The sequence below is a fragment of the Actinomadura sp. NPDC023710 genome (assembly GCF_040639875.1).
GTDB classification, from domain to species: domain Bacteria; phylum Actinomycetota; class Actinomycetes; order Streptosporangiales; family Streptosporangiaceae; genus Spirillospora; species Spirillospora citrea.
On the sequence record NZ_JBFAGB010000028.1, the window covers coordinates 99,276 to 125,559 of the forward strand.

The window sequence follows — 26,284 nt, forward strand, 5'->3', positions numbered from 1 at the left end:
AGGTGGACGTTGCGTCTCCCCCAGCGCACCCTGTCGGCATGCGCGGCGCTCGCCGCGTCCCTCGCGCTGCTGAGCGGCCCGGCCGCCGTGCCGCCGGCGGCGGCGCAGGCCGGCGACGGCTGCGACCCGATCGACCCCGCCGCGTGCCTGCTGCCGTTCCCGAACGACTGGTACACGGTCGCCGACGGCGGCACGCCCACCGGCCGCCGCGTCCACCTGCGGACGACGCTGAAGAACTCGCTCGGCGTGCCCGTGTCGCCGGGCGAGTGGAACCGCGCCGACGGCTTCTCCCCCGGATCGATGCTGCTCAGCCGCGTCCCCGGCCTCGACCTGGCCCGCACCGGCATCGCGCCCGTCACCGACGTCGGCGCGTCGCTGCGCGACGACGCCCCGATCGTCATCGTCGACACCGCGACCGGCGAGCGCTGGCCGTACTGGGCGGAACTGGACGCGAACGCCCCCGCCGACCGCCGGGCGCTGATCATCCGCCCGGCCCGCAACTTCCGCGAGGGCCACCGCTACGCCGTCGCGCTGCGCGACCTGCGCGACGCGTCCGGCGACCCGATCGGGCCGAACGCCGCGTTCACCAAGATCCTCGGTCCGGACCTGCCGGCGGGCGACCCGCTCGCGGCGCGGCAGCGGGACGGCAGGCGGGTCCTCGCCGCGCTCCAGGCCGGCGGCGTGGGCCGGAACGGGCTGTACCTCGCCTGGGACTTCACCGTCGCGAGCCGGCAGAGCCTCACCGGGCCCGTGCTCCGCATGCGCGACGACGCGCTGCGCGGTCTCGGCGACCGATCCCCCTCCTTCCTGGTCACGCAGGTGGCCGACGACGTGGACGACAAGATCGCCCGCGAGGTGAAGGGGGTCGTCTGGGCGCCGAGCTACCTCGACCAGTACGGCGGGCTGCCCGGATCGGCCCTGCACCGCGGCGCGGACGGCATGCCCTCGCAACTGCCGGGCAACTCCCAGGCCGTCCCGTTCCAGTGCGAGATCCCGCGCTCGGCGCTCACCCGGCCCGCGCGCCCCGCCCTCTACGGGCACGGCCTGCTCGGCAGCGAGGGAGAGGTCGACGCGGGCAACGTCAAGGCGATGGCCGCCGAGCACGGCTTCGTGTTCTGCGCGACCAAGTGGATCGGGATGGCGGACGAGGACGTCCCGAACGTCGTCTCCGCGCTCGCCGACCTCACCCGCTTCCGGACGGTCGCCGACCGCCTCCAGCAGAGCCTCGTGAACTTCACCTTCCTCGGCCGCGCGATGACCCGCGGGTTCGCGGGGAACAAGGCGTTCCAGAACGACGCGGGCGCGCCCCTGATCGACGCCGGGGCGGAGCTCACCTACGACGGCAACAGTCAGGGCGGCATCATGGGCGGCGCGCTCACCGCGGTCTCCCCCGACGTCCGCCGCGCCGTCCTCGGCGTCCCGGCGATGAACTACAGCACGCTGCTCAACCGCAGCGCCGACTTCCCGCAGTACGCGAAGGTCCTCGACCTGTTCTACCCGGACAGGCTCGACCAGCAGATCGGCCTCGCTCTGCTCCAGATGCTGTGGGACCGGGGCGAGGCCGACGGCTACGCCTGGCACATGACCGACGACCCGCTGCCGAACACGCCGAAGCACCGCGTGCTGATGCACGTGGCGTTCGGCGACCACCAGGTCGCCCCGGTCGCCGCCGAGGTCCAGGCGCGCACGATCGGCGCCCGCGTCCACGCGCCGACCGTCACCCCGGGCCGCAGCCCGGACAAGGCGCCCTATTGGGGCATTCCGACGTTCGGCTCGTCCTACGAGGGCTCAGCCATGGTCGTCTGGGACAGCGGCTCGCCCGTCCCGCCGCTCACCAACACGCCTCCCACCGAGGGGCGCGATCCGCACTCGGACCCCCGCAACAACGCCGACGCGCGCAGGCAGAAGGCGGCCTTCCTCACCACCGGGGCCGTCGTGGACGTGTGCGGCGGGGGACCCTGCGTCATCACGCCCTGATCCGGACCTGAGATGATCGGGATCATGCTCCAGGTCTGCCCCAACGGAAGCCGGACCGAGGGCGTTCCGACGTCCCCGGAGGAGATCGCCGCGGCGGTCCGCGCCGCGGCCGACGTGGGCGCGCAGGACGTCCATCTGCATCCCAAGGACGACGCGGGCGCCGACACCCTGGAGGCGTCCCGCGTCGCCGAGACCGTCGCCGCCGTCCGCGCCGCCACCCCGTCGGTCCCCGTCGGGGTGACCACCGGCGCCTGGGCCGCGCCCGACCCGGTCGAGCGTGCCGCGCTGGTGCGCTCCTGGACCGTCCTGCCCGACCACGCCTCGGTGAACTTCCACGAGGAGGGCGCCGAACTGGTCGCCGAGGCGCTGTTCGAACGCGGCGTCGCGATCGAGGCGGGGATCTTCTCCGGCAGCGACGCGGCGGCGCGGTTCCTCGGCTGGCCGCACGCCCACCATGTGCTGCGGATCCTCGCGGAGGTCACCGACACCGACGCGGAGACCGCGACCGACACGGCCAAGGAGCTGCTGCACGACCTCGGCACGCGCCTGTCGCGCCCGATCCTGCTGCACGGCGAGGACGGCGGCGCGTGGCCGGTGCTGCGGCTCGCCGTCAGGCTGAACCTCGACGTCCGCATCGGGCTGGAGGACACCCTCGAACTCCCCGACGGCGCCCCCGCGGCCGACAACGCGGCCCTCGTCCAGACGGCCCGCGCCCTCCTCGTGCCGTAGGCCGTGTGAGCGGTGCCGTAGGTCGTGTGAGGGGTGCCGTAGGCCGTGTGAGGGGTGCCGTAGAAGGGCTCAGGAGCGGGGGTTGTGGCCGGCGGCGTCCAGGCGCGCCCAGTCGGCCTCCCACATCTCGTCGCGGTACCGGTCGCAGCGGCGCCGGACGACGGCGTAGGCCATCAGGACGGGCAGGGCGCAGCCGAGCACGGTGGCGCCGGCCGCGTACGCGGCGTCGGTGACGGTGCGGCTGTGCGGGCGGGGCCGGACGGACGGTTCGCTCCGCCGGTCCACCCAGATCGTCCGGTGCGCGCCGACCTTGGCGTTCTTCCAGGCCGGCAGCGATCCGGCGTGGGGCCTGCCGTCCGCGCCCGGCCAGGTGGCCTGGACCGTCTCGTGGATGTAGCGGTCGCCGGAGGAGCCCAGGCCGCCGGTCGAGGTGACCGTGGCGACGACCTGGCGGCGGTCCGCCCGCTCCGCGTTCTCCGCACGCGTCCCCGCGGAGTAGGACCAGGACGCGGTCCAGGCGGCGAGCGGCGCGGCGGCGCCGAGCAGCAGCAGGAGGAGCCCCAGGGCGATCCGCCGCTGGACGCGGTCCACCCGGCGGCGCAGCTCGCTGCGCTCCAAGCCGAGGCGTCGGCGCAGCCTGGTGAGCGGCGTGCCTCCTCGGCCGATGCCGGACCTGCGCATCTGCGTTCACCTCCCCGGGGAGTGCCCTCCCGGCAAGAGGCCTTTAGCCATCTTTTCCCAGGATATTCCCGAGCTCGTTGATCGGCACATCCCCGGTGGCCGAATCATCTCCGGTTTCCGGGCCGATATGCCGGGCCGACGCCCGAATCCGGCCGTCGGCCGGGGCGCCGGGAGGGGCGTCCCGCCGCGTCCCGGCGGCCAGGGCGAGCAGCGCCCCGAGCAGGCACATCCCCGCGGTGATCCAGAAAATCTCGCGGTATTCGGTCCGCAACGCGTCCTGGAGGGCCGCGTTGTAGATCTTCATCTGGGCCGCGAACTCCTGCTTGGACATCAGGAACGGCAGGGGCGGCTTCAGATCGGCCGTGAGGGCGTGGAACCGGTGGAAACCCCACGCGGTGAGCGCGGAGATGCCGAGCAGCATCCCCATCATCCGCGCGACGACCACGGCCGCGGACGCGACGCCGTGCCGCGCGGCCGGGACGAACGAGAGCACCGCCGACGACACCGGTGCGATCACCAGGCCGAGGCCGAGGCCCGTCACGACGAGGTCGACGTCCATCCTCGGCAGCGGGCCGTACGACGCGCCCGCCAGGTCGGCCGGCCAGCCGGCGATGAGCAGGTAGCCACCGGCGGAGACGGCCATCCCCACGGCCATCGGCCAGCGCTCCCCCACCCGCCGCGCCACCAGGCCGCCGGCCACCGCCGCGACGGGCAGGGCCACGAGGAACCGCGTCAGCAGCAGCGCGCCGTCGGTCACGTCCTTGTGCAGGACGGTCTGCGCGACCAGCACGACGTCCACGAGCGTCACCATCAGCGCCGCGCCCGACAGCAGGCTCACGCCGAGGGTCGCCAGCAGCGGCCCCCGCCGCACGCCCGACAGGTCGAGCAACCGCGTCCTGGACCTGATCTCCCACAGCACGAACACCGCCAGGACGGCGGCGCCCGCGCCCAGCGCCGGCAGGCCCCACGGCGGCAGGGCCGCCTCCTGCGGCTCGGGGTTGTAGACGGCGGCGACCAGCAGGCCGAGCCCGAGGGCCAGCAGCAGGCCGCCCACGACGTCCACGCCCGGCCGCGGCCCGGACGGGCGCCCGCCCGGCACCGCGACCTGCACGGCCGCCATCGCCACCGCCACCAGCGGCAGGTTGATCCAGAAGATCGCCCGCCAGTCGAGCGCCGCCGCGATCCCCGCCCCGTACAGCGGGCCCAGCACGCTTCCCAGCTCCTGCGCCGCCCCCACCGCGCCGAGCACGACCGGGCGCTGCCGCTCCTCCCAGAGGTCGCCGGCCAGCGCCATCGTCACCGGCAGCAGCGCGCCGCCCGCGACGCCCTGCACGACCCGGCCCCCCGTCAGCACCGGGACGTCGTGCGCCAGTGCCGTCACCACCGACCCGGCCGCGAAGAACACCAGGCACGCCTGCAGCACCGGCCGCCGCCCGAACCGGTCCGACAGCTGCCCGAGCAGCGGCATCGCCGCCACGTACCCCAGCAGGAACCCCGTCAGGACGGGCGTCACCCGCTCCAGCCGGTTCACCGGGATCCCGAGGTCCTTGACCACCGGCACCAGGATCGTCGTCACGACGTAGGCGTCCAACGCGGCCAGCAGCACCACCGCACCGCCGGTGCCGATCGCGACCCGGCGACGGCCGCTCACCGCGGCGCGCTGATCTTGTACGGGGCGTCGAACTCGGTGAACTCGATCGTCACCGCGCCCTGCTTCTTCGGGAACGCCCCCCGCACCTTCAGCAGCCGGTGGTCGGCCCTGCTCACCCAGATCTGGCCGTCCATGTCCTCGTCGATGCCGGGGATCAGACCGGCGACCTGGTCCTTGGGCAGCTTCGCGGCCACACGGTAGGCCTCCTTGCCGTCCACCTTCTCCACCGCCTCGGGCGACGGCTCCCCCGCCGACGTCAGGAGCTTCGCGATCCCCCGCTGCGGGTCCAGGACCGCCGACGGGTCGTACACGCTCGCCGCCAGGCCCTTCGGCAGCTTGCGCCAGCCGCCCGTCCCGGCGTCCAGGTAGATGCTGTCCCCGACCGCGACGACCTTCATCTCGACCTTCTGACCCTGCTGCTCCACCGCCAGCGTCCCCTCGGCGTCGCCGCTGCGGAGCAGCTTCATGTCGCCGCCCTTCACCATGACCGGGGTCCTGCCCTCCGACTCCAGGGTGAACGCGACGCTCTTCAGGCCCCCCATGGCCTGCGCGGCCTGCCGGAGGGTCTGCGCGGCGTCGAAGTCGGCCTTCTTCGCGGGCCCGCCGGACCCGCCGTCGCAGGCGCCGGCGAAGACCAGCGCGAGCAGGACGGGCACGAGAGCGAGGATGCGTCTGGACATACGCGGGACCCTACCGACGGGTACCAGGGCCCGTCACTCGGTACCAGGTATGACATCCCACCCCCTCAGGTAGGACATCGCGACCAGGACATCGGTGTTCGCGGTGGCCCTCGGGAAACGCCCGCCGCTAGGATTGCACCCGGCGACGCCCCGGCCGGTGCGGGGAGACGCCTCGGGGCGGTAGCTCAGCTGGTCAGAGCAGGAGACTCATAATCTCCCGGTCGCGGGTTCGAGTCCCGCCCGCCCTACGCACAGCGACGCACCGTTCCCGGAGCGGGCCAGGCCCCTTTCAGCGGGCCCTAGGCGGGCCACTCCGGGCGGCGCTTCTCCAGGAACGCCGCCATGCCCTCCTGCGCCTCCGGAGTCTGGCTGGAGGCGGCCATCACCTCGATCGCATAGGCGTAGGCGTCCTGCTCGGGGCGGTCGAACTGGGCGTACATGGCCTGCTTGCCGAGCGCCTTGCTGCGCGGGCTGCCCTGGGTGGCGCGCTGCAGGAGGTCGAGGACGGCCTTGTCGAGCTCGTCGTCGGGGACCGCGTAGTTGATCAGCCCCCACTCGGCGGCCGTGGCCGCGTCGACGACCTCGCCGGTGAGGGCCATCTCGGCGGCGCGCTTGCGGCCGACGTTGTGGGATATGGCCACCAGGGGCGTGTGGCAGAACCAGCCGCCCCTGCCGCCGGGCGCGGCGAAGCCCGCGCTCTCCGCGGCGACTGCCAGGTCGCAGCTCGCCACGAGCTGGCAGCCGGCGGCGGTCGCGAGGCCGTGCACGCGGGCCACCACCACCTGCGGGATCGACTGGATCTTCCCCATCAGGTCCGTGCAGACCCGCAGCAGGTCGCGGACGTCGGCGTGGGACGCGCCGGCCATGTCGGCGAAGTCGTGCCCGGCGGAGAAGACCGGTCCGCCGGCGGCGAGGACCACCCCGCGGGCGTCGCTCTTCCCCACCTCCCGGAACGCCTCGGTGAGCCGGAGGAGGAAGTCGCGGGAGAGCGCGTTGCGGCGGCGCGGCCGGTTCATGGTGATCGTGGTGAACGGGCCGTCGCGGTGCAGCAGGACGTCGTCGTCTTCGCTCATGTTCCCGACGTTACGTCAGACCCTCGTCGTACGGTGGTCCGGCGTCCACGAGCCGAGGGGGCATGGCCTTGAAACTTCTCACCGCCACCAACTCCAGCCAGGGATTCCGCGGCAACGACTTCGACTGGTGCGTCGAAGGCGAACTGGTCCACATCGGGACGGTGTGCGCCCGCGACCGCGACGACCCGGACGGCGGCTGCGGATGCGGCCGCTCCTTCGCCGGGCTCAACTCCCATCGCGCCACGACCACGGCGATGGTCCGCGACGTCCCGGGCTTCACCGACGCCGACTACGTCCTGGCCATCCGCTCCAGCCTCGAACAGCAGGGCTGCGACCCCTCCTTCGCCGAGCACGAGGCGGCCCTGCTGCGCTGCCTCGTGCGCGACTGGCCGGTGGGGGTGGTCGTCGAGCGGCGGCTGGATGAGATCGTGGTACGGCAGGTCGTCCAACCCTAGGTTCGGAGGTGCGCGATGCTCGTCGCGTTCTCGGTCACCCCGCTCGGCGCGGGCGAGGAGGTCGGCGAGATCGTCGCCGAGGCGGTCCGGGTGGTGCGGGCGAGCGGCCTGCCCAACCGGACCGACGCCATGTTCACCACGATCGAGGGCGAGTGGGACGAGGTGATGGCCGTGGTGAAGGCCGCCACCGACGCGGTCGCGGCACGGGCGCCGCGGGTGAGCCTCGTCGTCAAGGCCGACATCCGGCCCGGCGTGACCGGCGCCCTCGACGCCAAGGTCGAGTCGGTGGAGCGCCACCTCAGGTGAAGCAGGCCCGCACGCCGTTCTCGCCGCCGCGCGAGAAGCTGCGCAGCCGCTGGACGGCCGAGCCGTGGTCGCCGGGCCTGGTCCAGGGCGCCCGGTCGCCGATGACCTTGAAGGCGTCCACCAGCTCCTGCTCGTCGCCGTCCTCGAACCGCAGCGTGCCGTCGTCGGACGAGCCGTAGAGGGCGGCTCCCGCGAGGCAGTCGGCCTGCAGCTCCGCGGCGGGCGACACCAGGCCGCGCCGGAGCCGGTTCTGGACCGCGTGGCCCCACTCGTGCGAGATCACCAGGTAGACCCACGCGTCGCCGCGCGCGTACCCCGAGCGCATCAGGTGGGCGTCCCAGGCGACGAAGTCCCCTGACGGGCAGTAGGCCGCGTTGTCGGGTTCGAACCGCTCGCGGCCGCACACCGGCGCCGAGGCCGGGTCGCGGCCGTCGTAGAGGCCGACGACCCGCGGTGAGCTGTACTCCCCCGTGAACAGGCGGTCCCAGTGCCGCCGCCAGAAGTCGTCGGTGAGCGCCTCGGCGGTCCGGACGTCCTCCCGGAACTCGCGCTCGTCGAACCTGGCCGGGGCGCTCTGCCGCGGGGCGGGCGCGCGGGACGCGATACGGGTGCCCTGCGCCGCGGGGCGGGCGCCGGAACCCGCCGCGGCGGGGTCGAACTCGCAGGCACCCGTGAGCGCGGCGGCCAGCGCGAGCGCGCCGGCGAGGGCGGCGGGCCGCCGCGAACGGTTCCATGCCGTCAGCCTCATGACCGGTCATACGCACTCGAACCCCCAGAAGGTCGAACGTCGACCCGAATCGGCCCGCACTGTGCTCCCCGCACAACCCGAACGACGTTCGATTGGACCCCCGCCCCGTCTTGCCCCCGGCCCGTGGACGCAGGTCGGGGCCCCGTGCTGGGGTGCCGGTCACACGAACTTCTGGAGGGGCGCATGGCGAACGGGACCCTCGCGGTCCGTGGGCTGTCGGTGAGCTACGGGCGGGCGGTGCGGGCCCTGCGCGAGGTCTCGCTGGACGTCCCGGCGGGATCGGTCACGGCCGTCCTCGGCGCGAACGGGGCCGGCAAGACGACCCTGCTCCGCGCGATCTCGGGCACGCTGCCGTTCCACCGCGGCGCGGTCGACGCGGGCACGGTGAAGCTCGGCGCGCGGCCCCTGGTCGGCCTGCACCCGGCCACCGTCGTGGCGGCCGGGGTGGTGCAGGTCCCCGAGGGCCGCCGGGTGTTCGGCCGGCTCAGCGTCGAGGAGAACCTGCGGGCGGGCGCGCTCGGCGCGCCGAGCCGGTCCGACGCCGCGAAGGCCCGCGCGCGGGTGCTCACGCTGTTCCCGCTGCTGGCGGAGCGGGCGCGCCAGCGCGCCGGACTGCTGTCGGGCGGCGAGCAGCAGATGCTCGCGATCGGGCGGGCGCTGATGGCATGCCCGGCCGTCCTGCTGCTGGACGAGCCGACGCTCGGACTCGCGCCGCTGATGGCCGAGCGCATCGCCGAGACCGTCCGGGAGATCAACCTGCAGGGCACGGCGATCCTGCTGATCGAGCAGAACGCGGCGCTGGCGCTGGAGCTGTCGTCGTCCGCGCACGTGCTGGAGGTCGGCGCGGTGACGCTGCACGGCCCGTCGGCCGAGCTGGCGGCGAGCGACGAGGTCAGGCGCCGCTACCTCGGCGTCGGCGGCGAGGACGCCGAGGCCCCGCAGACCGGGGACGGGCCCTCGCTGGAGCGGTGGTCCGCCGGATGAGCGGGGACGGGACGGAGGCCGGCGAGCTGCGCGTCAGCGGGCTCACGGTGCGGTTCGCGGGGCTGACCGCGCTGGACGGGGTGGGCTTCACCGTCGCGCCCGGCAGCGTCCACGCGATCATCGGACCGAACGGCGCGGGCAAGTCGACGTGCTTCAACGTCCTGTCGGGCGTCTACCGGGCGAGCGAGGGAAGCGTGCGGTTCGGCGGGGCGGAGCTCACCGCCCTGCCGCCGCACCGGATCGCGGCCCTCGGCGTCGCCCGGACGTTCCAGAACATCGCGCTGTCGCGGCACCTGTCCGTCGAGGACAACCTCATGCTCGGGCGGCACCGCCTCACCCGGGCCGGGTTCGCCTCGGCGGGACTGCGGATGCCGTGGGCGCGCGGGGAGGACGCGCGGCACCGGGCCCGGGTCCGCGACATCGCCGCGTTCGTCGGCGTCGGCGAGCACCTGGCCGCGCCCGTCGGGCCGCTGTCCTACGGCGTGCGCAAGCGGGTCGAGCTGGCCCGGGCGCTCGCGATGGAGCCCCGGCTGCTGCTCCTGGACGAGCCGGTGGCCGGGATGAACGGCGCGGAGCGGCGGCGGATGGCGGAGGTCATCCGCCGCGCACGCGCCGACCTCGGCCTGTCGGTCCTGCTGGTCGAGCACGACATGGGGATGGTCATGCGGCTGGCCGACGAGGTCACCGTCCTGGACTTCGGCAGGCGCATCGCGGGCGGCGCGCCCGCGGCGGTGCAGCGCGACCCGGCCGTGATCCGCGCCTACCTCGGCGCCGCGCACGCGCCCGCGGACGCCCCCGATTCGGAGGGAAATCCTTGAGCACGTTCATCGAGCTGGTGGTCAACGGGGTCTCGGCGGGGTCGGTGTACGCGCTGATCGCCCTCGGCTTCGTGATCATCTTCAAGGCCACCGAGGTGGTCAACTTCGCGCACGCCTCCCTGCTGCTGGCGGGCGGCTACGTGACGGCCGTGCTGCACGACGACATCGGGTTCCTGCCGGCGCTCGGCGCGGGCATCGCCGCGGCGGCCGCCGCGGGCGCGCTGGTGGAGCTGCTGGTGCTGCGGCGCGCCCGGGCGGAGGACCGCTCCGTCCTGGCGATCGTCACGATCGGCGTCGACATCGTGCTGACCACGGCGCTGACCCGGGAGATCGGCACGCAGGTCCTGTCGCTCGGCGACCCGTGGGGTGACGAGTTCGTCGAGGTGGCGGGCATCGGCGTCGCGCAGACGCGGATCGCCGCGTTCGTGACCGCGACCGTCCTGATCACCGCGTTCCTGCTGGCGTTCCGCCTCACGCCGTGGGGCGTGGCGATGCGGGCGGCGGCCGAGGACGGCGAGACGGCCGCGCTCATGGGCGTCCGGCTCAGCCGCGTGTCGCTCGCCGCGTGGGCGATCGCGGGCGCGCTCGCGGCGGTGGCGGCACTGTTCCTGACCGTGTTCCCCACCCCGGGCCTGGACCGCGCCACCTCGTTCGCCGCGATGAAGGCGTTCCCGGCCGCGATCCTCGGCGGCCTGGACTCCACGACGGGGGCGCTCGTCGGCGGTCTCGCCGTCGGGCTCACCGAGTCGCTGGTGACCGGGTACCAGGGCGAGCTCGCGTTCCTCGGACGCGGCATCGGCGACGTGGCGCCGTTCCTGGTGATGCTCGCGGTGCTGCTCGTCCGTCCCGCCGGGCTGTTCGGGACGAGGGAGCTGTCGCGTGTCTGACCTCCGGATCCGGCTCGCGGCCGCCGCCGCGGGCACCTTCGTCCTGCTGGCCATGCCGTTCTACCTGGACGCGTTCTGGCTGCAGACGGGCCTGTTCGCGATGTCGGCGGCGATCGGCGCCATCGGCCTGAACCTGCTCACCGGCGCCACCGGGCAGCTGTCGATGGGGCACGCCTTCTTCCTCGCGGTCGGCGCGTACGGGTACGTCTACCTGGCGTCCGACTCCGGGCCGCGGCTCTCGGGGCTCGGGCTGCCGACCCCGCTGGCTTTCCTCGGCGCGATCCTGCTCGCGGGCGTCGCGGGCGGGCTGTTCAGTCCCATCGCCGGACGGCTGCGCGGCACCTACCTCGGCATCGCGTCCCTCGCGCTGATCTTCATCGGGCAGCACCTGCTGTTCAACGCCGAGAGCGTCACCGGCGGGTTCAACGGGCGGGACGTCCCGCCGCTGGAGATCGCCGGGTTCCGCTTCGACGACGCCCCCGAACTGGTGGTGTTCGCCGTCCCGCTCGGCGCGCTGGAACGGCTGTGGTTCCTCGCCGTCGTGCTGCTGATCCCGGCCGTGTGGATCGCGCGCGGCATCCTGCGCGGACGGCCCGGACGGGCCCTCAACACCATCCGCGACCACGAGGTCGCGGCGGCGGTGATGGGCGTCCCGGTGGCGCGCTACCGGGCGGGCGTGTTCGTGCTGTCGTCGATGTACGCGGGAGCCGCCGGGGCGCTGCTCGCGCTGGCGTTCCGGCGGACCGTCCCCGACTACTTCGGCATGTTCCTGTCCCTGGACTACCTCGCCATGATCGTCATCGGCGGGCTCGGCACCGCGGCCGGGGCCGTCGCGGGCGCGGTGTTCGTCTCCGTCCTGCCCCAGCTCCTCACCCGGTTCGGCGACGACCTGCCGCTCGTCGCCGCACCGGGCTCGGGCGGCGTCTCCCCCGCCGAGGCCGCCCGGATCCTGTACGGCGCCGCCGTCGTCGCCGTCGTGCTGTTCCTTCCCGGCGGCCTGACCGGGACGTGGACGCGGCTGCGCACCGCCGCGTCCCGGCGCCGGGCCTCCCGTCCCCTCACCCGATTCGAGCAAGAGGAGCAACCAATATGAAGCGCACCCCTGTCGCACCGGCCAACAGGCCCCGCGCGGCACGCCTCATGGCGGCCGTGCTGGCCGTGGCGCTGCCGCTGGGCATGGCTTCGGGCTGCAGCGGCAAGGCGTCCGGCGGGTCCGGCGGCACCGGTTCGGACGGCGTCAAGACCGGGCCCGGCGTCACGGACGACACGATCCGCGTCGGCGTCGAGACCGACCTGACCGGCGTGTACGCGCCGCTCGGCAAGAGCCTCACCCAGGCGCAGCAGATGTACTTCGAGCAGCTGAACGCCCAGGGCGGCGTCTGCGGACGCAAGATCGAGCTGGTCGTCCGCGACCACGGCTACGACGTGCAGAAGGCCGTCGCCGGGTACAGCGAGATGCAGTCGAGCGTCATCGGCATCGCCCAGTTCGTCGGCTCGCCGATGGTGACGGCGCTCAAGGGGCGCATCACGACCGACAAGATGTTCGTCATCCCGAACGCCTGGTCGACGACGCTGCTCGGCAGCAAGTACATCCAGGTCACCGGTACCACCTACGACATCGACATGATCAACGCCCTGGACTTCCTCACCCGGGAGAAGGGCATCGCGAAGGGCGACAAGGTCGGTCACGTGTACTTCGAGGGCGACTACGGCGAGAGCGCGCTCGCCGGGGCGAAGTACGCGGCGGGCGAGCTCGGCCTGACGCTCGTCGAGCAGAAGATCAAGGCGACCGACAACGACATGTCCGCCCAGGTCGCGGCGCTGAAGAGCGCGGGCGTCAAGGCGATCCTGATGAGCGCCGGGCCCCGGCAGTCGGCGTCGCTGGCGGGCCTCGCCCGCGCCAAGGGCATGACGGCGCCGATCGTGGCGAGCAACTCCGGGTTCTCCCCGCAGCTCCTGCAGACCGCGGCGGCGCCCGCACTGCTCAAGGACTTCTACCTCGCCAGCGCCGGCGCGCCCGTCTCGTCCGACCTGGCGCCGATCAAGAAGCTGGCGGACGACTACGGGAAGAAGTATCCGGGGCAGCCGCGCGACAGCGCCGTCGTCAACGGCTACACGGGCGCGGTCATCTTCGCGGACGCGCTGAAGAAGGCGTGCGCGGCCAAGGACCTCACCCGCGAGGGCCTGATCACCGCGCACCGCTCCACCACCGCCCACGACGGCGGCTACGGCACGCCGATGGACTTCTCGAAGGTGGACGAGCCCGGCACCCGCAAGACCTACATCCTGCGGACGGACGCCAAGGCGCTCGGCGGCCTGGTCGTCGAGCGGCAGCCCCAGGAGTCGGAGGCGGCCGAGACCTACAAGGTCCCCGCCGGCGCCTGAGGATCCCGGGGGACCGCGGGCCCCGGCCCGCGGTCAGCCCTCGGAGACGAGACGCGCCGCGACCCGGTCGAGGACCGCCAGATCCTCGGCCGGGAGGTCGTAGAGCGACGGCGGCGGGGTGTCCAGGATCCGCTCGGCCTCCGCCGCCGCGGCCCGCCCGGCCGCCGTCGCGGTCACGATCTTGGATCGGCGGTCGGCGGGGTTCTCGGTCCGCTCGACCAGGCCCCGCCCGACCAGGTCGTCCACCACCAGGGTGACGTAGGGGCGGTCGGTGAGCAGCCTCTCGGCGAGGTCGCGCAGCGACAGCGGCGTGCTCGCAGCGGCGACGTACCGCAGCGCCTTGACCCGGAAGAAGCTCATGCCGAGCGCGTCGGTGACCTCGCGGCGCCGGTCGCCGCGCTCGTGCAGCAGGACCCGCAGGTTGTGCCACGCCCGCGCGGCGGCGTCGGCGTGCTGGACGGCGGGCTCGGTCATCGCGCGCTCGCTCCCGTCACCTCGCGTGCGTCCGGCGCCGGCTCGTCGCCGCCGAACAGGCCGGCCGTGCGCGCCGCGCTTCGGGCGGCCCGCCGGCCCGTGGTGGCGGTGCCCAGCACCAGGACGGCGGCTGCGCATCCGGCGAGGATCCAGTATGCCGGTCGGGCGGCCGACACGAAGGCAGGCGCGGCGGGGTGCGCCGCGGACGTCCCGGCGGCCAGCACTGCGCCGATCACCGCGACGCCGAGCGCCTGCCCGATCTGCCGGCTGGTGGAGGCGACCGCCGCGGCGACGCCCGCCTGGGCGCGCGGCATCCCCGACACGGCGGTGTTCGTGATGGGCGAGTTCAGCATGCCGAACCCGAGCCCGAACAGCACGTACGCGGCGAACAGCGTGACATCGCCGGTCTCGGCGTCGAACGCGGCGAACAGCAGGCCGCTGGCGAGCATCGCCGCCCCGGCGATCTGGAGCGGGAGCCGCGGGCCGCGGCTCCCGACGAGCCGTCCCGACAGCGGGGCGGCCGCGGCGGTCATCGCCGCCATCGGCAGCAGGAACAGCCCCGCGTGCAGCGCCGACAGCCCGCGCACGTTCTGCAGGTAGAGGGTGTTGAGGAAGAGGAACCCGCCGAGCGCGGCGAACCCGCTGACCGCGATGACGGTCGCGCCGGAGAACGGGACGCTGCGGAAGAAGCGCAGGTCGATCAGCGGCTCGGGGGTGCGCAGGGCGTGCACGACGAACCCGGCGAGGGACGCGGCGGCCACGATCGCGGCGCCGGAGACGGCCGGGTCGGCCAGGCCGCGGCCGGGCACCTCGATGATCGCGTAGGTCAGCGTCCCGAGCAGCAGGATCATGAACGCCTGGCCGAGCGGATCGGGGCGGCGCGGGCGCGGTGCGCGCGACTCGGGGACGAACAGCGCGGTCAGCACGAGCGCGGCCAGCCCGATCGGCACGTTCAGCCAGAAGATCGACCGCCAGCCGACCGAGTCGACCAGCAGCCCGCCGACGAGCGGTCCCATCGCCATGCTGAGCCCGACGACGGCGCCCCACACGCCGATGGCGCGGGCCCGCTCGCGCGGCCCGGTGAACACGTTCGTGATGATCGACATCGCGACCGGGTTGAGCATGGACCCGCCGACCGCCTGCACCACGCGGGCGGCGACGAGCAGGTCGAGGGACGGCGCGAGGCTGCACAGCACCGACCCGACGGAGAACAGCGCGAGCCCCGCCTGGAAGACGCGGCGCCGCCCGATCCGGTCGGCGGTGGAGCCGGACAGGAGCAGCAGGGACGCCAGGACGATCAGGTACGCGTCGATCGTCCACTGCAGGCCCGACAGCGAGCTGTGGAAGTCGCGCTGCAGCGACGGGAGCGCGACGTTGAGGATCGTGTTGTCCAGGCTGACGATGAGCAGGCTCAGGCAGCAGATGGCCAGCACCGCCAGCCGGCGCCGGGGACTGAGTTCGGGCACGCCGCCTCCAATCGTTATAGCCCTACAACCATTAGGAGGCTACAACGATTCCGGGCGTGCCCCCGCCCGGCGCGGGCGCCTCAGTTCGGCGCCGCGATGCGGGCGCGGGCCGCCGGGACGACCAGCGGGGTCCCGGTCTCCGGGCAGTCGATCACCCGGCACGGCAGCCGGAAGACCTGCTCCACCAGGTCGGCGGTGACGACGGCGGACGGGTCGCCCTCCGCCGCGATCCGGCCGTCCCGCATCGCGATCATGTGCGTGGCGTAGCGGGCGGCGTGATTGAGATCATGCAGGACGGCGACGACCGTCCGGCCCTCCTCGTGCAGCCGCGCGCACAGGTCGAGCACCTCGATCTGGTGCGCGATGTCGAGATAGGTCGTCGGCTCGTCCAGCAGCAGCAGCGGCGTCTGCTGGGCGAGCACCATGGCGATCCAGACCCGCTGCCGCTGCCCGCCCGACAGCTCGTCCACGTGCCGGTCGGCGAGGTCCCCGACGCCGGTCGCGGCCATCGACTCGGCGACGACCCGCTCGTCCTCCCTGGACCACTGCCGCAGCAGGCTCTGGTGCGGGTACCGGCCGCGCGAGACGAGGTCGGCGACCGTGATGCCCTCCGGCGCGATGGACGACTGCGGCAGCAGCCCGAGCGTCCGCGCCAGCTTCTTGGCGGGCCAGTCGGCGATGGGACGGCCGTCCAGGACGACCGTCCCGGCGGTGGGCTTGAGGATCCGCGCCAGGGCGCGCAGCAGCGTCGACTTGCCGCACGCGTTCGGGCCCACGATCACCGTGAACGAGCCCTCCGGTACCGCCACGTCGAGGTCCTCGGCGATGGTGCGCTTGTCGTAGGCCAGGGTGAGCCCGGTGCCGGCGAGCCGCGCGGTCGCGTCCTTCATCACATCCGTCCCGTCTTGCGTTCGGTCACGAGGAGCCAGACCAGATACCCGCCGCCGAGCAGCCCGGTCACCACGCCGACCGGGAGCTGGTGGCCGGGGAAGCCGCGCTGCGCCGCCCAGTCGGCGGCCGTCAGCAGCGCGGCGCCCATGCAGGCCGCCGGCAGCAGGTTGGGGCCGGCCGTGCGGGTGAGGCGGCGGGCGAGCTGCGGCGCGGTCAGCGCGACGAACGAGACCGGCCCGGCCGCCGCCGCGGCGAGCGCGGTCAGCAGCACGGCCGCGGCCAGCAGCAGCACCCGGACCCGCTCGATGGGCACGCCGAGTCCGTGCGCCGCGTCGTCGCCCATCTCCAGCATCCGCAGCGCCCGCCCGCAGCCGACGAGGACGAGCGGGCCGAGCACGGCGAGCGCCGCGATGACGGGCGCGGCGTCCGCCCAGTCGCGGCCGTCCAGGCTGCCGGTCAGCCACAGCACGGCGCGGGCCGCTTCGGTGATCTCCGCCTGGGTGATCAGGTAGCCGTTGACGCCGGTGAGGATCGCGGCGACGCCGATGCCGACGAGGATGAGCCGCTGCCCGTGCGCGCCGTGCCGGCCGGCCACCAGGTACACGACCAGGCCGGTCAGCAGGCCGCCGCCGGCCGCGCCGGCCGCGACCGCGACGCTGCCCGCGCCGGTCAGCACGATCACGGCGAGGACGCCGGTCGCGGCGCCCTGGCTGAAGCCGAGGATGTCGGGGCTGCCGAGCGGGTTGCGGACCAGCGACTGGAAGATCGCGCCCGCCAGCCCGAGCGCGGCACCGACCGCCAGCCCGGCCGCCACGCGCGGCAGCCGGATCTCGTTCACGATGAGGGAGTCGGCGGGCGACCCCTGCCCGGCCAGGGTCCGCACGACGTCGGCGGGGGTCATCGGGAAGTCGCCGCTGCCGATGAGGAGCACGCCCGTCCCGAGCGCCACCGCGAGGCAGATCCCCGCGACGACGAGGGCCCGCGGCCGGAACCGGAACGACACCGCGGGCGTCCGGACGACGGCGAAGTGCGGCCCCCCGCCCGGTGCTCCTCGCGAGGGGACGGCCCTCCACACCCCCCGGTTCGCTCCGCTCATGACAGGGACCTCCTGGGCCGCCGGACGAAGTAGAGGAAGACCGGCCCGCCGGCGACCACCATCACGACCCCGACCTGGAGCTCGGACGGGCGCACCACGACGCGCCCGAGGACGTCCGCGGCGAGCATCAGGGCGGGCGAGAGGACCGCGCTGTACGGGATCAGCCGGCGCAGGTCGGGGCCGGTCAGGGCGCGGACGAGGTGCGGCACCATCAGCCCGACGAAGATGATCGGCCCGCACGCCGCCGTCGCCGCGCCGCACAGCAGCGTGACGGTGACGACCGCGGCGATCCGGACCCGTCCGGGGTCGGCGCCGAGCCCGCGGGCCGCGTCCTCCCCCATCGCCATCGCGTTCAGCGGGCGCGCCAGCAGCAGCGCCGCCACCAGCCCGACCAGGACGAACGGCGCGACGCGGACGACGGTGTAGCCCTGCGCGGAGGCGAGCGACCCCACCGTCCAGAAGCGCATCCGGTCGAGGGACGCGGTGTCGAGGAGCTGCACCGCGTTCACGTAGGAGAAGAGCGCGGCGTTCAGCGCGGACCCGGCGAGGGCGAGCCGGGCCGGGGTGGCCGCGCGCCCGCCGCCGACCGCGTAGAGCAGCATCGCGACGGCGCCCGCGCCGGCGAACGCGAACCACACGAACCCGGTGAACGACGTGACGCCGAGGAAGGAGATGGCCGACACGACCGCGGCGGCGGCGCCCGCGTTGATGCCGAGCAGGCCGGGGTCGGCGAGCGGGTTGCGGGTGAGCGACTGCATCACCGCGCCGCCGAGGCCGAGCGCCGTTCCCGCGAGGAGCCCGAGCAGGGTGCGCGGCAGGCGCATCTCGCGGACGAGCGTGTACGCCGCCGAGTCCGAGTGGAACAGGCCGTCCCAGACCTGGCCGACCGGCAGCGGCTTCGCTCCGATCCCGAGGCTCAGCACGACGGTGGCGAGCAGGAGGAGCACCGCGCCGGCGAGACCGGCGGCCCACCGCGCGCCCGGCGGGCGCCGGGCGGACGCCGGCTCCGCGGGCGGCGTGACCGGCGGCGACGTCGTCGTCAACACGTGGCGGGCTCCGGGGGGACGGCCGGGGACCTCGTGACGGTCCCCGCTCTGGACAAGATCTTAGGTTAGGTTAACCTAAGCTCCCATCGGCCGACCATCCGGCCAGGCAACTTGATTTGGGAGAACGTCGGAGATGTCGAACATCGGGGCACAGCACCTCACCCGCCGCGGCCTGCTCGGCGCGGGCGGCGCCCTCGCCCTCGGGGCGCTCATCAGCGCGTGCGGAGGCGGTGACGACGCGGGCGGCACGGCCTCGCCGGGCGGCGGCGCCTGGACGTTCACCGACGACCGCGGCACACGGGTGCGGCTCAAGGCGCGCCCGCAGCGGGTCGTCGGCTACGTCGGCACCGCCGCCGCCCTCTACGACTTCGGCGTCGACCGCCAGATCGTCGGCGTGTTCGGCCCGACGAAGCTCAAGGACGGCAAGCCCGACCCCCAGGCCGGGAACCTGCCCGTCGACCGCCTGGAGATCATCGGCAACGCCTACGGCGAGTTCAACATCGAGAAGTACGCCGCGCTGCGCCCCGACCTGCTCGTCGACAACATGTTCCTGCCGGGCGACCTGTTCTACGTCCCGGCCGAGAGCAAGGACAAGATCTTCGCGCTGGCGGACTCGGTCGCCGTCTCCGCCGGTGCCGTCGCGCTGCCGAAACCCATCGAGCGGACCGCCGCGCTCGCCGCCGCGCTCGGAGCCGACCTGAAGTCGGCGAAGGTCACCGCCGCCAAGGCCCGGTTCGACAAGGCGGCCGAGGCGCTGCGCGCGGCCGCCAGGGCCAAGCCGGGACTGAAGGTGCTGGCGGCGTCCGCGAGCCCCGACCTCTTCTACGCCTCCAGCCCGGGCAAGAACACCGACCTCATCTACTTCAAGGAGCTCGGCGTCGACCTGATCGTGCCGGACAAGCTGAGCAAGGAGGGCTACTTCGAGAATCTGAGCTGGGAGAACGCCGACAAGTACAAGGCCGACGTCATCATGCTCGACTCCCGCACGCAGGCGCTCCAGCCGAAGGACCTCGGCTCCAAGCCGTCCTGGAAGGACCTGCCCGCGGTGAAGGCGGGGCAGGTCATCGCGTGGCAGCCCGAGCCCCGCTTCTCCTACGAGGGCTGCGCGCCGATCCTCGAAGCGCTCGCCGCGTCCATCCGGTCCGCGAAGAAGGCGGGCTGAGGCCGCGATGCCGAGGACCCCGGCGCACCCGTTCGCCTTCTTCGACCTGCACGTCCTGCGGTCCGAGCGGCTCGGCCCGTCCATGGTGCGGATCACCTTCGGCGGAGAGTCCGTGGACGGCTTCGTCACCGGCGGGCGCGACCAGCGCTTCAAGATATTCCTGCCGCACCCGCACCAGGACGCCCCCGTGATGCCGCGCGGCAGCGACGGCGACACGTGGTTCGCCGACTGGCGGGCGCTGGACCCGGCCGTGCGCGGCATCATGCGGTCCTACACCGTCCGCGACAAGCGCCCCGGCGAACTGGACGTCGACTTCGCGCTGCACATGGACGGCGCGTCCGGCCCGGCCGCCCGCTGGGCCGCGGCGGCGCGCGCGGGCGACCGCGTCACCGTCCTCGGCCCGACCGGCCCCGACAACGGCGGCTACGACTTCCGCCCGCCGCCCGGCGCCCCGGTCGTGATGGCGGGCGACCTGACCGCGCTGCCCGCCGTCGCCGGCAACCTCGCCTGGCTCCCCGCCGGGACGTCCGCGCAGGTCTGGATCGACGTCCCGGACCCCGGCGACCGGCAGGACCTGCCGACCGCGTCCGGCGCGCGGATCTCCTGGGTCGCCCCGGGCGGCCTGCTGGACGCGGTGCGCGCGGCGGAGATCCCCGACGGCGCGTACGCGTGGATCGCGGGCGAGTCCGCCGCGGTCAAGGCGCTGCGGCGGCACCTGGTGAACGAGCGCGGCCTGGACCGCCGCGCCGTCACCTTCACCGGCTACTGGCGGCGCGGCGCCACCGAGGAGGACCTGCTCGCCGAGGTCGTCGCCGGCGGCAGCCCCGCCACCGAGGAGTGAGCGGGGTCAGGGATCGCGGCCCGTGTCGTCGATGGTGAGGACGGACCGGTCGAGGACGCCGGCGCGGTAGGCGGCGGCGCCGATCGTCTGGGCGGCGACGGGCGCGGTGAGCAGTTGGAAGACCGCGACCAGCAGCAGCGGGGCGGCGGCCGCGACGGAACCCGCCTGCGGCGCGGCACCCGCGAGGACGAGCAGGAGCCCGATCGTCTGCGGCTTCGTCGCGGCGTGCAGCCGGGTGAGCAGGTCGGGGAACCGCAGCACGCCGAGCGCGCCCACCGCGCAGAAGGCGGCGCCCGCGGGAAGCAGGACGGCGGTGACGACGTCGCCGGCGGTCACGAGCCCCCCTCCCGCTGCGCGGCGAGGCGGGCGGCGGTGACCGAGCCGACGAACCCCAGCAGCACGACGGCCACCAGGATGGTCGACAGCGCCGGCTCGCCCCAGACGGCCGAGTGCACCGCGATGCCGCTGACCAGCAGGACCGCCAGGACGTCCACCGCCATGATCCGGTCGAAGGAGGTCGGGCCGCGGACGAGCCGCGCGGCCGTCATCAGGATCGCCGCGCCCAGCAGGACCATGGTGACGGTGTAGACGACGGTCATCTCCGTTCCTCCTCCTCCGCTGTGTCCTCGGGGGTCACGAGGGCGCGCATCAGCCTGTGCTCCGTGCGCACCACGCCGTCCCGCGCGGCGTCGGCCTCCCTGCGGTCGCGGACCGGCATGCCGTGGATGCGCAGGATCGACCGCTCCCAGTCCAGGTCGACGAGCAGGGTGCCGGGGCGCAGGGAGATGCTCGTCGTGACCGCGAGCAGGACCAGTTCCGAGCGCGTCCGGGCGCTCACCTCGACGACGGCGCCCCTGACCCGGCGCGGGGCGCGCAGCGCGTGCCAGCCGATGACGACGCTCGACGCCGGCAGGTCCCACGCGAGTTCCGCGACGGCCTCGGCGAGGCGCAGCGGCCGGATCCTCGTGACGAGCGGGACGGCGGGCAGCCTGCTCACCGCGTAGGCGATGGCCACCGCGACGACGCCGCCGGCGACGATGAGGGCGTCGACCCGTCCCCACAGCAGCACCCAGACCGCGAGCAGCCACGCCGCCATGCCCAGCCGGGCGCCGATCCTGCGGAACGCGCTCCTCACGGTGTCCTCCCGTCCAGCACGGCCCGCCGGTAGGCCGACGGCTCCACCAGGTCGGCCGCGGCGCGCGCGCTCCAGGACGACAGCGGCCCGGCGAACACGGCGATGAGGAGCCCGCCGGCGACCATCACGGCGGCCACGGCCTGCATGACCCGCACTCCACCCCGCGTGTAGGGCTCGGCGGCGGGCGGTTCGCCCGCCTCGTCCGGGCGGGGGCGCCAGAACCCGAGCGCCCAGACCCGCGCCATCGCCATGAGCGTGAGGAGGCTCGCGAGCACCGCGACGCCCGTGACGGCGTACGCCAGCGGCCGTCCCGACCCGAGGCCCGCCTGGAAGAGGGCGAGCTTCGCGACGAACCCGGACGTCGGCGGCACCCCGCTCACGCTCATCGCGGGGATGAAGAACAGCACGGCGATCAGGGCCGACAGGCGGGCAAGGCCGCCGAGCCGGTGCAGCGACGTCTCCCCCGTGCGGGCCTGGATCAGGTCGCTGACCAGGAACAGCGTCGCCTGCACCACGATGTGGTGGACGAGGTACAGGATCGCCCCGGTGAGCCCGGCGACGCTGAACAGTGCGAGGCCGAAGAGCATGTAGCCGATGTGGCCGACGAGGGTGAACGAGAACACCCGGTGGATGTCGTCGTTCGCCAGCGCGCCGAGGGTGCCCACGACCATCGTCCCGGCGGCGAGGACGAGCATCACCCACGACCCGTGCTCGCGGGGGAACACCAGCGTCTCGACGCGGATGAGCGCGTACACGGCGGCCTTCGTCAGCAGCGCGGCGAACACGGCGGTGACCTTGGTGAGGGCGGCCGGGTAGGCGTCGGGCAGCCACAGGTGCATCGGAACGATCGCGCCCTTGATCCCGAACACCACGAGGAACAGCAGCCCGAGCGCCGTGCGGGTGCCCGCCGGGAGTGCCGGGACGCGCTCGGACAGGTCGGCGAGGTTCACCGTCCCGGCCGCCGCGTAGGTCAGGCCGAGCGCGGTGAGGAACATGATCGAGGAGGTGAGGCTGACGACCGTGTAGGTCATGCCCGCCCGGACGCGCTCGGCCGTCGGCTGGAGGGTCATGAGCACGTAGCTCGACGCGAGCATCACCTCGAACGCGACGAACAGGTTGAACAGGTCACCGGCGAGGAACACCAGGCCGACCCCGCCGGTCAGCGCCAGGTAGGCGGGATGGAACACCCCCGGCTCGCTCCGGCGCTCCAGCGCGCCCGCGCCCTCCGCCACCGCGTGCAGCATGATCGCCAGCAGCACGGTGCCGGACACCACGAGCAGCAGCGCCGACAGCCGGTCGGCGACGAGCGTGATGCCGAGCGGGGCCGCCCAGCCCCCGACCTGGACGGCGACGACCCCGTCCCGCGCCACGCCGACCAGCACCGCCACGGAGGCCGCCACCACCCCCGCCCCGACGAGCGGCGCGAGCACCCGCTGCCAGAACCGGTGACGACGGCCGATCATCGCCAGGGCCGCGCCCAGCAGCGGCAGTGCGAACGGCAGGGGAAGCAGGACGTTCATTCGTCCTCCTCCAGCGGGTCGTGCCGCTCCGGCGGGGCGTCCCAGGACTCGCGGCGGCGCTCGGCGCAGATCCGGCGGTCCTCGACGTCGTCCTGCACCTCGTCCTCGCCGAGCAGCCGCCGGCTCCGGTAGGCCAGCGCCAGCAGGAACGCCGTGACGCCGAACGTGATCACGATGGCGGTGAGCGCCATGGCCTGCGGCAGCGGGTCGGCCATCGTCCGCTCCGACCCTCCGCCGAGCAGCGGCGGCGCCCCCGCGGCCCCGCCCGCCAGCAGCAGGACGAGGTTGGCCCCGTGCCCGAGCAGCATGAACCCGACCACGACGCGGATCAGGGACCGCTGCATCAGCAGGTCGAACCCGGCCGCGAACAGCACGGCGACGGTCAGCACGAGGACGAGCGCGGGCCCGGTCATGCCGTCTCCTCTTCCGGTTCGTCCTCCAGGCTCGCCCCGAGCGTGGTGAGGATCGTCAGCACCAGCCCGAGGACCACCAGGTACACCCCGATGTCGAAGAACAGGCTGGTCGGCACCTCGACCTCGCCCAGGACGGGCGGTGACGCGTGCCAGACCTCCCCCTGGAGGAACTCCCCGTGCGGGAACCCGCCGGCCGTCCAGCCGGCCGCGCCCGTGGCGACCGCGAGCCCGAGGCCGCCGCCGATGAGGACGCTCGGCCGGACCGGCAGCGCGGTCGCCAGCTCCCGCCGGCCGCCCGGCAGGTAGCGCAGCACGAACGCCATGCCCGCCACGAGCCCGCCCACGAACCCGCCTCCCGGGTGCCCGTGCCCGGCGACGAGCAGGTAGAGCGAGAACACCAGGATCGTCGGGCCGAGGAACCGCGCCGCGGCCTCCAGCACCACCGAGGATCCGCCCAGGGGCGGGCGCCCCGGCGCCGCCAGCCAGCGGCTCCCCGCCTCCTCCGGCCCGCGGCCGCCGCCGGACGCGCTCGGCGGCCGCCGCCCGCTGGTCACCAGCCCGACGACGCCCATCGCCGCGACGCCCAGCACCGTGATCTCGCCGAGCGTGTCGAGCGCCCGCATCTCGACGAGGATCGCGTTCACGACGTTCTTGGCCCCCTCCTCGTCCGCGAGCCGCGTGTATCCGGTCCCGACCGGGCGGGTGTTGCGGCTCAGCGCCGCCACCATCAGGAACAACGCGACGAACCCGCCCAGGCACACGCTGATCGCCCCGGCGACCGCCCTGGCCGGCCCCTTGCGGCGCCTCGGCGGGTACCGGGCCGGAAGCCGCCGCAGCACCAGCACCAGCATGATCAGCGACAGCGTCTCCACGACGAAGAGCGTCAGCGCGAGATCGGGGCCGCCCTGCACCACGAACAGCCCGCCGACCCCGTAGCCCGTCCCGGCGAGCAGCAGCGCGGCCGTCAGCCTGCGGCGGGCCCGCAGCGCCGCGAGCGCGCAGCCGATCACGACCACGGCGAGAACGACCTGCGCCGGGTCGTCCCATGCCCGCAGCCGGCCCACCGGAAAGGCCGGGCCCGTCCCCCGGACCAGAGCCGCCACCAGCGCCGAGCCGGGCACCACCAGCGCCATCGCCCCGATCACACCGAGGTAGACGGGCAGCGAACCGATCTGCACACGCCTGGTCACCCCGTGCGCCCCGGCGAGGATCCCCTCCACCGTCCGGTCGTAGCCGCGCTGCGCGTCGAGGATCCGCCACCGCGCCCGCCTGACGGGGAACGTCCGTCCGAACAAGGCGAACACCACGACACCCGTCACGAGCGCGACCACGGAAAGCCACAGCGCCGGTCCGAAGCCATGCCACAGGGCGAGCTTGTATTCGCCGTCCCCCGGCAGCGTGTCCGCATACGGCCCGGCGAGCTTCTGCATCACGCCAGGTACGACGCCCAAGGCGAACCCGGCCACGGCGAGGACGACGACCGGCCCCACCAAACCCCAATGTCCCCCGGGCGTGACATCCGCCTGACCACCGAACGCACCGAACAGGAAGCGCACACCGTAGGCCACGGTCAGCGCAGAACCCGCCACGACCCCGACAAGGACCGCGATATCCAGCCCACCATGAGCGAAGGCCTCCATGGCGGCCTCTTTCGCTACGAACCCCAGGAACGGCGGCAGACCGATCATCGACGCCGTGGCCGCCGTCGCCGCGACCGCCAGCACCGGCAGCCGCCGCCAGGCCCCCGAGAGCCGATCGGCACGGCGCGTCCCCGTCTCGTGCTCCACCGTCCCGACCGTCAGGAACAGCGGCGCCTTGAACAGGCCATGGGCCAGCAGCAACGCGGTGCCCGCCAGCGCCGCCGTCCGCGTGCCGTCCCCCAGCAGGACCATCAGCAGACCGAGCTGGCTCACCGTCCCGTACGCGAGCAGCCGTTTCAGATCATGCTGCCGCAGCGCCAGGACCCCGCCCGTCAGCAGGCTCAGCAGCCCGACCCCCACCACCAGCGGGCGCCACACTCCGACGTCGCCGAACGCGGGGGCCAGCCGCGCCACCAGGTAGACCCCGGCCTTCACCATGGCCGCGGCGTGCAGGTAGGCGCTGACCGGAGTGGGCGCCACCATCGCGGCGGGAAGCCACGCGTGAAGCGGCACCTGAGCCGACTTGGCGAACGCCCCGAGCAGCACCAGCACCACCCCGGCCGTCGCCATCCCGCCACCCGGCGGGTCGGCCACCATCGCCGAGATCCGGTACGTCCCGGCGGACTGCCCGAGCAGCACGAACCCGGCGAGCATGACCAGCCCGAACGCGGTGGTCGTCAGCAGCGCCTGCGCCGCCGCCCGCCGGTCCTCAGCCCGCTCCGGCCGGGTCGCGCCGATGAGCACGAACGAACTGAGCGTGGTCAGCTCCCAGAACACGTACAGGACGAGCAGGTTGTCGGCCAGCACCAGCCCCGTCATCGCCCCCGCGAACGCGACCAGCGTCCCGATCATCAGCCTCTCGGGACGCTCGAAGTACCAGCCCGCGTAGCACAGGACGACGGCCCCCACCCCGCCGATCAGCAGCAGCATCACGATGGACAGCGCGTCCAGCCGGAAGTCGAACACCAGCCCCAGATCCGGCGCCCAGTCCAGCCTCGCCGTGAGCGCGCCCCGCCCCACCCGCGCCGCGGCCCACCCGGCCGTCCCCGCCGGCAGCACCGCCGCGACGCACGCCGTCACACGCCGACGCCGCCCGAGCACGAAGGGCACCGCGACCGCGACGACGGCATAAGCGAGAACCAGCGCGAGCATGGCGCCGCAGCCCCCCTCCGCAAGGCACGTCGCCTCCCACCTACCCGATCACGACCCCCGAAACGACCACCCGC

27 protein-coding genes and 1 tRNA gene are annotated in these 26,284 nt (G+C 74.1%); 12 read left to right on the forward strand and 16 right to left on the reverse strand.

Annotated features, from left to right (window positions below; genetic code table 11):
* The first annotated feature begins 9 nt into the window (after positions 1 to 9).
* On the forward strand, positions 10 to 1,977 hold the full coding sequence (locus AB0H37_RS29280; RefSeq protein ID WP_360616411.1) for a hypothetical protein: 1,968 nt from the start codon (positions 10 to 12) through the stop codon (positions 1,975 to 1,977).
* Positions 1,978 to 1,989: 12 nt separating this feature from the next.
* Entirely contained in the window at positions 1,990 to 2,706 is a 717-nt protein-coding gene (locus tag AB0H37_RS29285) for a 3-keto-5-aminohexanoate cleavage protein (protein ID WP_329093497.1), read from the forward strand.
* A gap of 69 nt (positions 2,707 to 2,775) precedes the next feature.
* On the opposite strand, the gene AB0H37_RS29290 is transcribed toward AB0H37_RS29285, so the two are convergent.
* Genes AB0H37_RS29290 through AB0H37_RS29300 form a run of 3 tightly spaced genes read right to left on the reverse strand, consistent with a single transcriptional unit; the run spans position 2,776 to position 5,718 of the window.
* Positions 2,776 to 3,387 (reverse strand): hypothetical protein, encoded by a 612-nt coding sequence (locus AB0H37_RS29290; protein ID WP_360616412.1) that lies wholly within the window; start codon positions 3,385 to 3,387, stop codon positions 2,776 to 2,778.
* Between the two features lie 43 nt (positions 3,388 to 3,430).
* On the reverse strand, positions 3,431 to 5,038 hold the full coding sequence (locus AB0H37_RS29295) for an MFS transporter (RefSeq protein ID WP_360616413.1): 1,608 nt from the start codon (positions 5,036 to 5,038) through the stop codon (positions 3,431 to 3,433).
* Positions 5,035 to 5,718: an LppX_LprAFG lipoprotein gene (locus tag AB0H37_RS29300; protein WP_360616414.1), complete on the reverse strand. Its 684-nt coding sequence runs from the start codon at positions 5,716 to 5,718 to the stop codon at positions 5,035 to 5,037. Before AB0H37_RS29300 ends, AB0H37_RS29295 begins: the two co-directional genes overlap by 4 nt.
* Before the next feature lie 174 nt (positions 5,719 to 5,892).
* Between AB0H37_RS29300 and AB0H37_RS29305 the strand changes: the two genes are divergently transcribed.
* Positions 5,893 to 5,966: transfer RNA gene (locus AB0H37_RS29305), tRNA-Ile, on the forward strand.
* A gap of 51 nt (positions 5,967 to 6,017) precedes the next feature.
* Here the strand turns inward: AB0H37_RS29305 and AB0H37_RS29310 are convergent.
* Positions 6,018 to 6,791: an enoyl-CoA hydratase-related protein gene (locus AB0H37_RS29310; protein ID WP_360616415.1), complete on the reverse strand. Its 774-nt coding sequence runs from the start codon at positions 6,789 to 6,791 to the stop codon at positions 6,018 to 6,020.
* Between the two features lie 62 nt (positions 6,792 to 6,853).
* On the opposite strand from AB0H37_RS29310, the gene AB0H37_RS29315 reads away from it, so the two are divergent.
* A complete protein-coding gene (locus AB0H37_RS29315; RefSeq protein WP_179833651.1) occupies positions 6,854 to 7,246 on the forward strand; it encodes a hypothetical protein in 393 nt (130 codons plus the stop codon).
* 15 nt (positions 7,247 to 7,261) lie between these two features.
* Positions 7,262 to 7,552 (forward strand): MTH1187 family thiamine-binding protein, encoded by a 291-nt coding sequence (locus AB0H37_RS29320; RefSeq protein WP_179833650.1) that lies wholly within the window; start codon positions 7,262 to 7,264, stop codon positions 7,550 to 7,552.
* Here the strand turns inward: AB0H37_RS29320 and AB0H37_RS29325 are convergent.
* On the reverse strand, positions 7,545 to 8,300 hold the full coding sequence (locus AB0H37_RS29325; protein ID WP_179833649.1) for a neutral zinc metallopeptidase: 756 nt from the start codon (positions 8,298 to 8,300) through the stop codon (positions 7,545 to 7,547). The two genes, AB0H37_RS29320 and AB0H37_RS29325, sit on opposite strands and share 8 nt — an antisense overlap.
* 183 nt (positions 8,301 to 8,483) lie before the next feature.
* Between AB0H37_RS29325 and AB0H37_RS29330 the strand changes: the two genes are divergently transcribed.
* From AB0H37_RS29330 to AB0H37_RS29350, 5 genes are read left to right on the forward strand one after another with little or no spacing between them, the layout of a single operon-like run.
* Positions 8,484 to 9,284, forward strand: a complete 801-nt coding sequence (locus AB0H37_RS29330; RefSeq protein WP_179833648.1) for an ABC transporter ATP-binding protein — start codon at positions 8,484 to 8,486, stop codon at positions 9,282 to 9,284.
* Positions 9,281 to 10,102 (forward strand): ABC transporter ATP-binding protein, encoded by an 822-nt coding sequence (locus tag AB0H37_RS29335; protein WP_179833647.1) that lies wholly within the window; start codon positions 9,281 to 9,283, stop codon positions 10,100 to 10,102. The genes AB0H37_RS29330 and AB0H37_RS29335 overlap by 4 nt, the downstream gene beginning before the upstream one ends.
* Entirely contained in the window at positions 10,099 to 10,989 is an 891-nt protein-coding gene (locus AB0H37_RS29340) for a branched-chain amino acid ABC transporter permease (protein WP_360616416.1), read from the forward strand. The genes AB0H37_RS29335 and AB0H37_RS29340 overlap by 4 nt, the downstream gene beginning before the upstream one ends.
* A gap of 52 nt (positions 10,990 to 11,041) precedes the next feature.
* Positions 11,042 to 12,082 carry a branched-chain amino acid ABC transporter permease gene (locus AB0H37_RS29345; protein ID WP_360616438.1) on the forward strand — a complete coding sequence of 347 codons (1,041 nt, stop codon included), beginning with the start codon at positions 11,042 to 11,044 and terminating at the stop codon, positions 12,080 to 12,082.
* Complete coding sequence (locus tag AB0H37_RS29350) at positions 12,079 to 13,374, forward strand: ABC transporter substrate-binding protein (protein ID WP_360616417.1); 1,296 nt, start codon at positions 12,079 to 12,081, stop codon at positions 13,372 to 13,374. Before AB0H37_RS29345 ends, AB0H37_RS29350 begins: the two co-directional genes overlap by 4 nt.
* A 33-nt stretch (positions 13,375 to 13,407) precedes the next feature.
* Here AB0H37_RS29350 and AB0H37_RS29355 read toward each other — a convergent pair whose 3' ends face one another.
* From AB0H37_RS29355 to AB0H37_RS29375, 5 genes are all read right to left on the reverse strand, one after another.
* A complete protein-coding gene (locus AB0H37_RS29355) occupies positions 13,408 to 13,848 on the reverse strand; it encodes a MarR family transcriptional regulator (RefSeq protein WP_179833643.1) in 441 nt (146 codons plus the stop codon).
* Positions 13,845 to 15,314, reverse strand: a complete 1,470-nt coding sequence (locus AB0H37_RS29360) for an MFS transporter (RefSeq protein WP_179833642.1) — start codon at positions 15,312 to 15,314, stop codon at positions 13,845 to 13,847. Before AB0H37_RS29360 ends, AB0H37_RS29355 begins: the two co-directional genes overlap by 4 nt.
* A gap of 80 nt (positions 15,315 to 15,394) precedes the next feature.
* Positions 15,395 to 16,204 (reverse strand): ABC transporter ATP-binding protein, encoded by an 810-nt coding sequence (locus AB0H37_RS29365; RefSeq protein WP_329093513.1) that lies wholly within the window; start codon positions 16,202 to 16,204, stop codon positions 15,395 to 15,397.
* Positions 16,204 to 17,301: an iron chelate uptake ABC transporter family permease subunit gene (locus AB0H37_RS29370; RefSeq protein ID WP_360616418.1), complete on the reverse strand. Its 1,098-nt coding sequence runs from the start codon at positions 17,299 to 17,301 to the stop codon at positions 16,204 to 16,206. The genes AB0H37_RS29365 and AB0H37_RS29370 overlap by 1 nt, the downstream gene beginning before the upstream one ends.
* Positions 17,298 to 18,347 (reverse strand): iron chelate uptake ABC transporter family permease subunit, encoded by a 1,050-nt coding sequence (locus AB0H37_RS29375; protein ID WP_360616419.1) that lies wholly within the window; start codon positions 18,345 to 18,347, stop codon positions 17,298 to 17,300. The genes AB0H37_RS29370 and AB0H37_RS29375 overlap by 4 nt, the downstream gene beginning before the upstream one ends.
* Positions 18,348 to 18,480: 133 nt before the next feature.
* On the opposite strand from AB0H37_RS29375, the gene AB0H37_RS29380 reads away from it, so the two are divergent.
* A complete protein-coding gene (locus tag AB0H37_RS29380) occupies positions 18,481 to 19,509 on the forward strand; it encodes an ABC transporter substrate-binding protein (protein WP_179833638.1) in 1,029 nt (342 codons plus the stop codon).
* 7 nt (positions 19,510 to 19,516) lie between these two features.
* Complete coding sequence (locus AB0H37_RS29385) at positions 19,517 to 20,350, forward strand: siderophore-interacting protein (protein ID WP_360616420.1); 834 nt, start codon at positions 19,517 to 19,519, stop codon at positions 20,348 to 20,350.
* 6 nt (positions 20,351 to 20,356) lie between these two features.
* Here the strand turns inward: AB0H37_RS29385 and mnhG are convergent, their stop codons facing one another.
* From mnhG to AB0H37_RS29415, 6 genes are read right to left on the reverse strand one after another with little or no spacing between them, the layout of a single operon-like run.
* Positions 20,357 to 20,686, reverse strand: coding sequence for a monovalent cation/H(+) antiporter subunit G (gene mnhG / locus AB0H37_RS29390; protein WP_179833636.1), 330 nt, complete (start codon positions 20,684 to 20,686; stop codon positions 20,357 to 20,359).
* Positions 20,683 to 20,949 carry a monovalent cation/H+ antiporter complex subunit F gene (locus AB0H37_RS29395; protein ID WP_179833635.1) on the reverse strand — a complete coding sequence of 89 codons (267 nt, stop codon included), beginning with the start codon at positions 20,947 to 20,949 and terminating at the stop codon, positions 20,683 to 20,685. Before AB0H37_RS29395 ends, mnhG begins: the two co-directional genes overlap by 4 nt.
* Positions 20,946 to 21,485 carry a Na+/H+ antiporter subunit E gene (locus tag AB0H37_RS29400; RefSeq protein ID WP_360616421.1) on the reverse strand — a complete coding sequence of 180 codons (540 nt, stop codon included), beginning with the start codon at positions 21,483 to 21,485 and terminating at the stop codon, positions 20,946 to 20,948. The genes AB0H37_RS29395 and AB0H37_RS29400 overlap by 4 nt, the downstream gene beginning before the upstream one ends.
* On the reverse strand, positions 21,482 to 23,005 hold the full coding sequence (locus AB0H37_RS29405; protein ID WP_360616422.1) for a Na+/H+ antiporter subunit D: 1,524 nt from the start codon (positions 23,003 to 23,005) through the stop codon (positions 21,482 to 21,484). The genes AB0H37_RS29400 and AB0H37_RS29405 overlap by 4 nt, the downstream gene beginning before the upstream one ends.
* Positions 23,002 to 23,418: a Na(+)/H(+) antiporter subunit C gene (locus tag AB0H37_RS29410; RefSeq protein ID WP_089312560.1), complete on the reverse strand. Its 417-nt coding sequence runs from the start codon at positions 23,416 to 23,418 to the stop codon at positions 23,002 to 23,004. Before AB0H37_RS29410 ends, AB0H37_RS29405 begins: the two co-directional genes overlap by 4 nt.
* Positions 23,415 to 26,210, reverse strand: coding sequence for a Na+/H+ antiporter subunit A (locus AB0H37_RS29415; protein WP_360616423.1), 2,796 nt, complete (start codon positions 26,208 to 26,210; stop codon positions 23,415 to 23,417). Before AB0H37_RS29415 ends, AB0H37_RS29410 begins: the two co-directional genes overlap by 4 nt.
* Positions 26,211 to 26,284 lie beyond the last annotated feature (74 nt).

Coding starts and splice junctions, on each gene's coding strand:
- AB0H37_RS29380 (WP_179833638.1), top strand. CDS start 18,481: ATGTCGAACATCGGGGCACAGCACCTCACCCGCCGCGGCCTGCTCGGC.
- AB0H37_RS29365 (WP_329093513.1), bottom strand. CDS start 16,204: ATGAAGGACGCGACCGCGCGGCTCGCCGGCACCGGGCTCACCCTGGCC.
- AB0H37_RS29345 (WP_360616438.1), top strand. CDS start 11,042: ATGCCGTTCTACCTGGACGCGTTCTGGCTGCAGACGGGCCTGTTCGCG.
- AB0H37_RS29395 (WP_179833635.1), bottom strand. CDS start 20,949: ATGACCGTCGTCTACACCGTCACCATGGTCCTGCTGGGCGCGGCGATC.
- AB0H37_RS29350 (WP_360616417.1), top strand. CDS start 12,079: ATGAAGCGCACCCCTGTCGCACCGGCCAACAGGCCCCGCGCGGCACGC.
- AB0H37_RS29355 (WP_179833643.1), bottom strand. CDS start 13,848: ATGACCGAGCCCGCCGTCCAGCACGCCGACGCCGCCGCGCGGGCGTGG.
- AB0H37_RS29330 (WP_179833648.1), top strand. CDS start 8,484: ATGGCGAACGGGACCCTCGCGGTCCGTGGGCTGTCGGTGAGCTACGGG.
- AB0H37_RS29410 (WP_089312560.1), bottom strand. CDS start 23,418: ATGACCGGGCCCGCGCTCGTCCTCGTGCTGACCGTCGCCGTGCTGTTC.
- AB0H37_RS29310 (WP_360616415.1), bottom strand. CDS start 6,791: ATGAGCGAAGACGACGACGTCCTGCTGCACCGCGACGGCCCGTTCACC.
- AB0H37_RS29335 (WP_179833647.1), top strand. CDS start 9,281: ATGAGCGGGGACGGGACGGAGGCCGGCGAGCTGCGCGTCAGCGGGCTC.
- AB0H37_RS29290 (WP_360616412.1), bottom strand. CDS start 3,387: ATGCGCAGGTCCGGCATCGGCCGAGGAGGCACGCCGCTCACCAGGCTG.
- AB0H37_RS29405 (WP_360616422.1), bottom strand. CDS start 23,005: ATGAACGTCCTGCTTCCCCTGCCGTTCGCACTGCCGCTGCTGGGCGCG.
- AB0H37_RS29315 (WP_179833651.1), top strand. CDS start 6,854: ATGGCCTTGAAACTTCTCACCGCCACCAACTCCAGCCAGGGATTCCGC.
- AB0H37_RS29385 (WP_360616420.1), top strand. CDS start 19,517: ATGCCGAGGACCCCGGCGCACCCGTTCGCCTTCTTCGACCTGCACGTC.
- AB0H37_RS29325 (WP_179833649.1), bottom strand. CDS start 8,300: ATGAGGCTGACGGCATGGAACCGTTCGCGGCGGCCCGCCGCCCTCGCC.
- AB0H37_RS29370 (WP_360616418.1), bottom strand. CDS start 17,301: ATGAGCGGAGCGAACCGGGGGGTGTGGAGGGCCGTCCCCTCGCGAGGA.
- AB0H37_RS29320 (WP_179833650.1), top strand. CDS start 7,262: ATGCTCGTCGCGTTCTCGGTCACCCCGCTCGGCGCGGGCGAGGAGGTC.
- AB0H37_RS29300 (WP_360616414.1), bottom strand. CDS start 5,718: ATGTCCAGACGCATCCTCGCTCTCGTGCCCGTCCTGCTCGCGCTGGTC.
- AB0H37_RS29415 (WP_360616423.1), bottom strand. CDS start 26,210: ATGCTCGCGCTGGTTCTCGCTTATGCCGTCGTCGCGGTCGCGGTGCCC.
- AB0H37_RS29285 (WP_329093497.1), top strand. CDS start 1,990: ATGATCGGGATCATGCTCCAGGTCTGCCCCAACGGAAGCCGGACCGAG.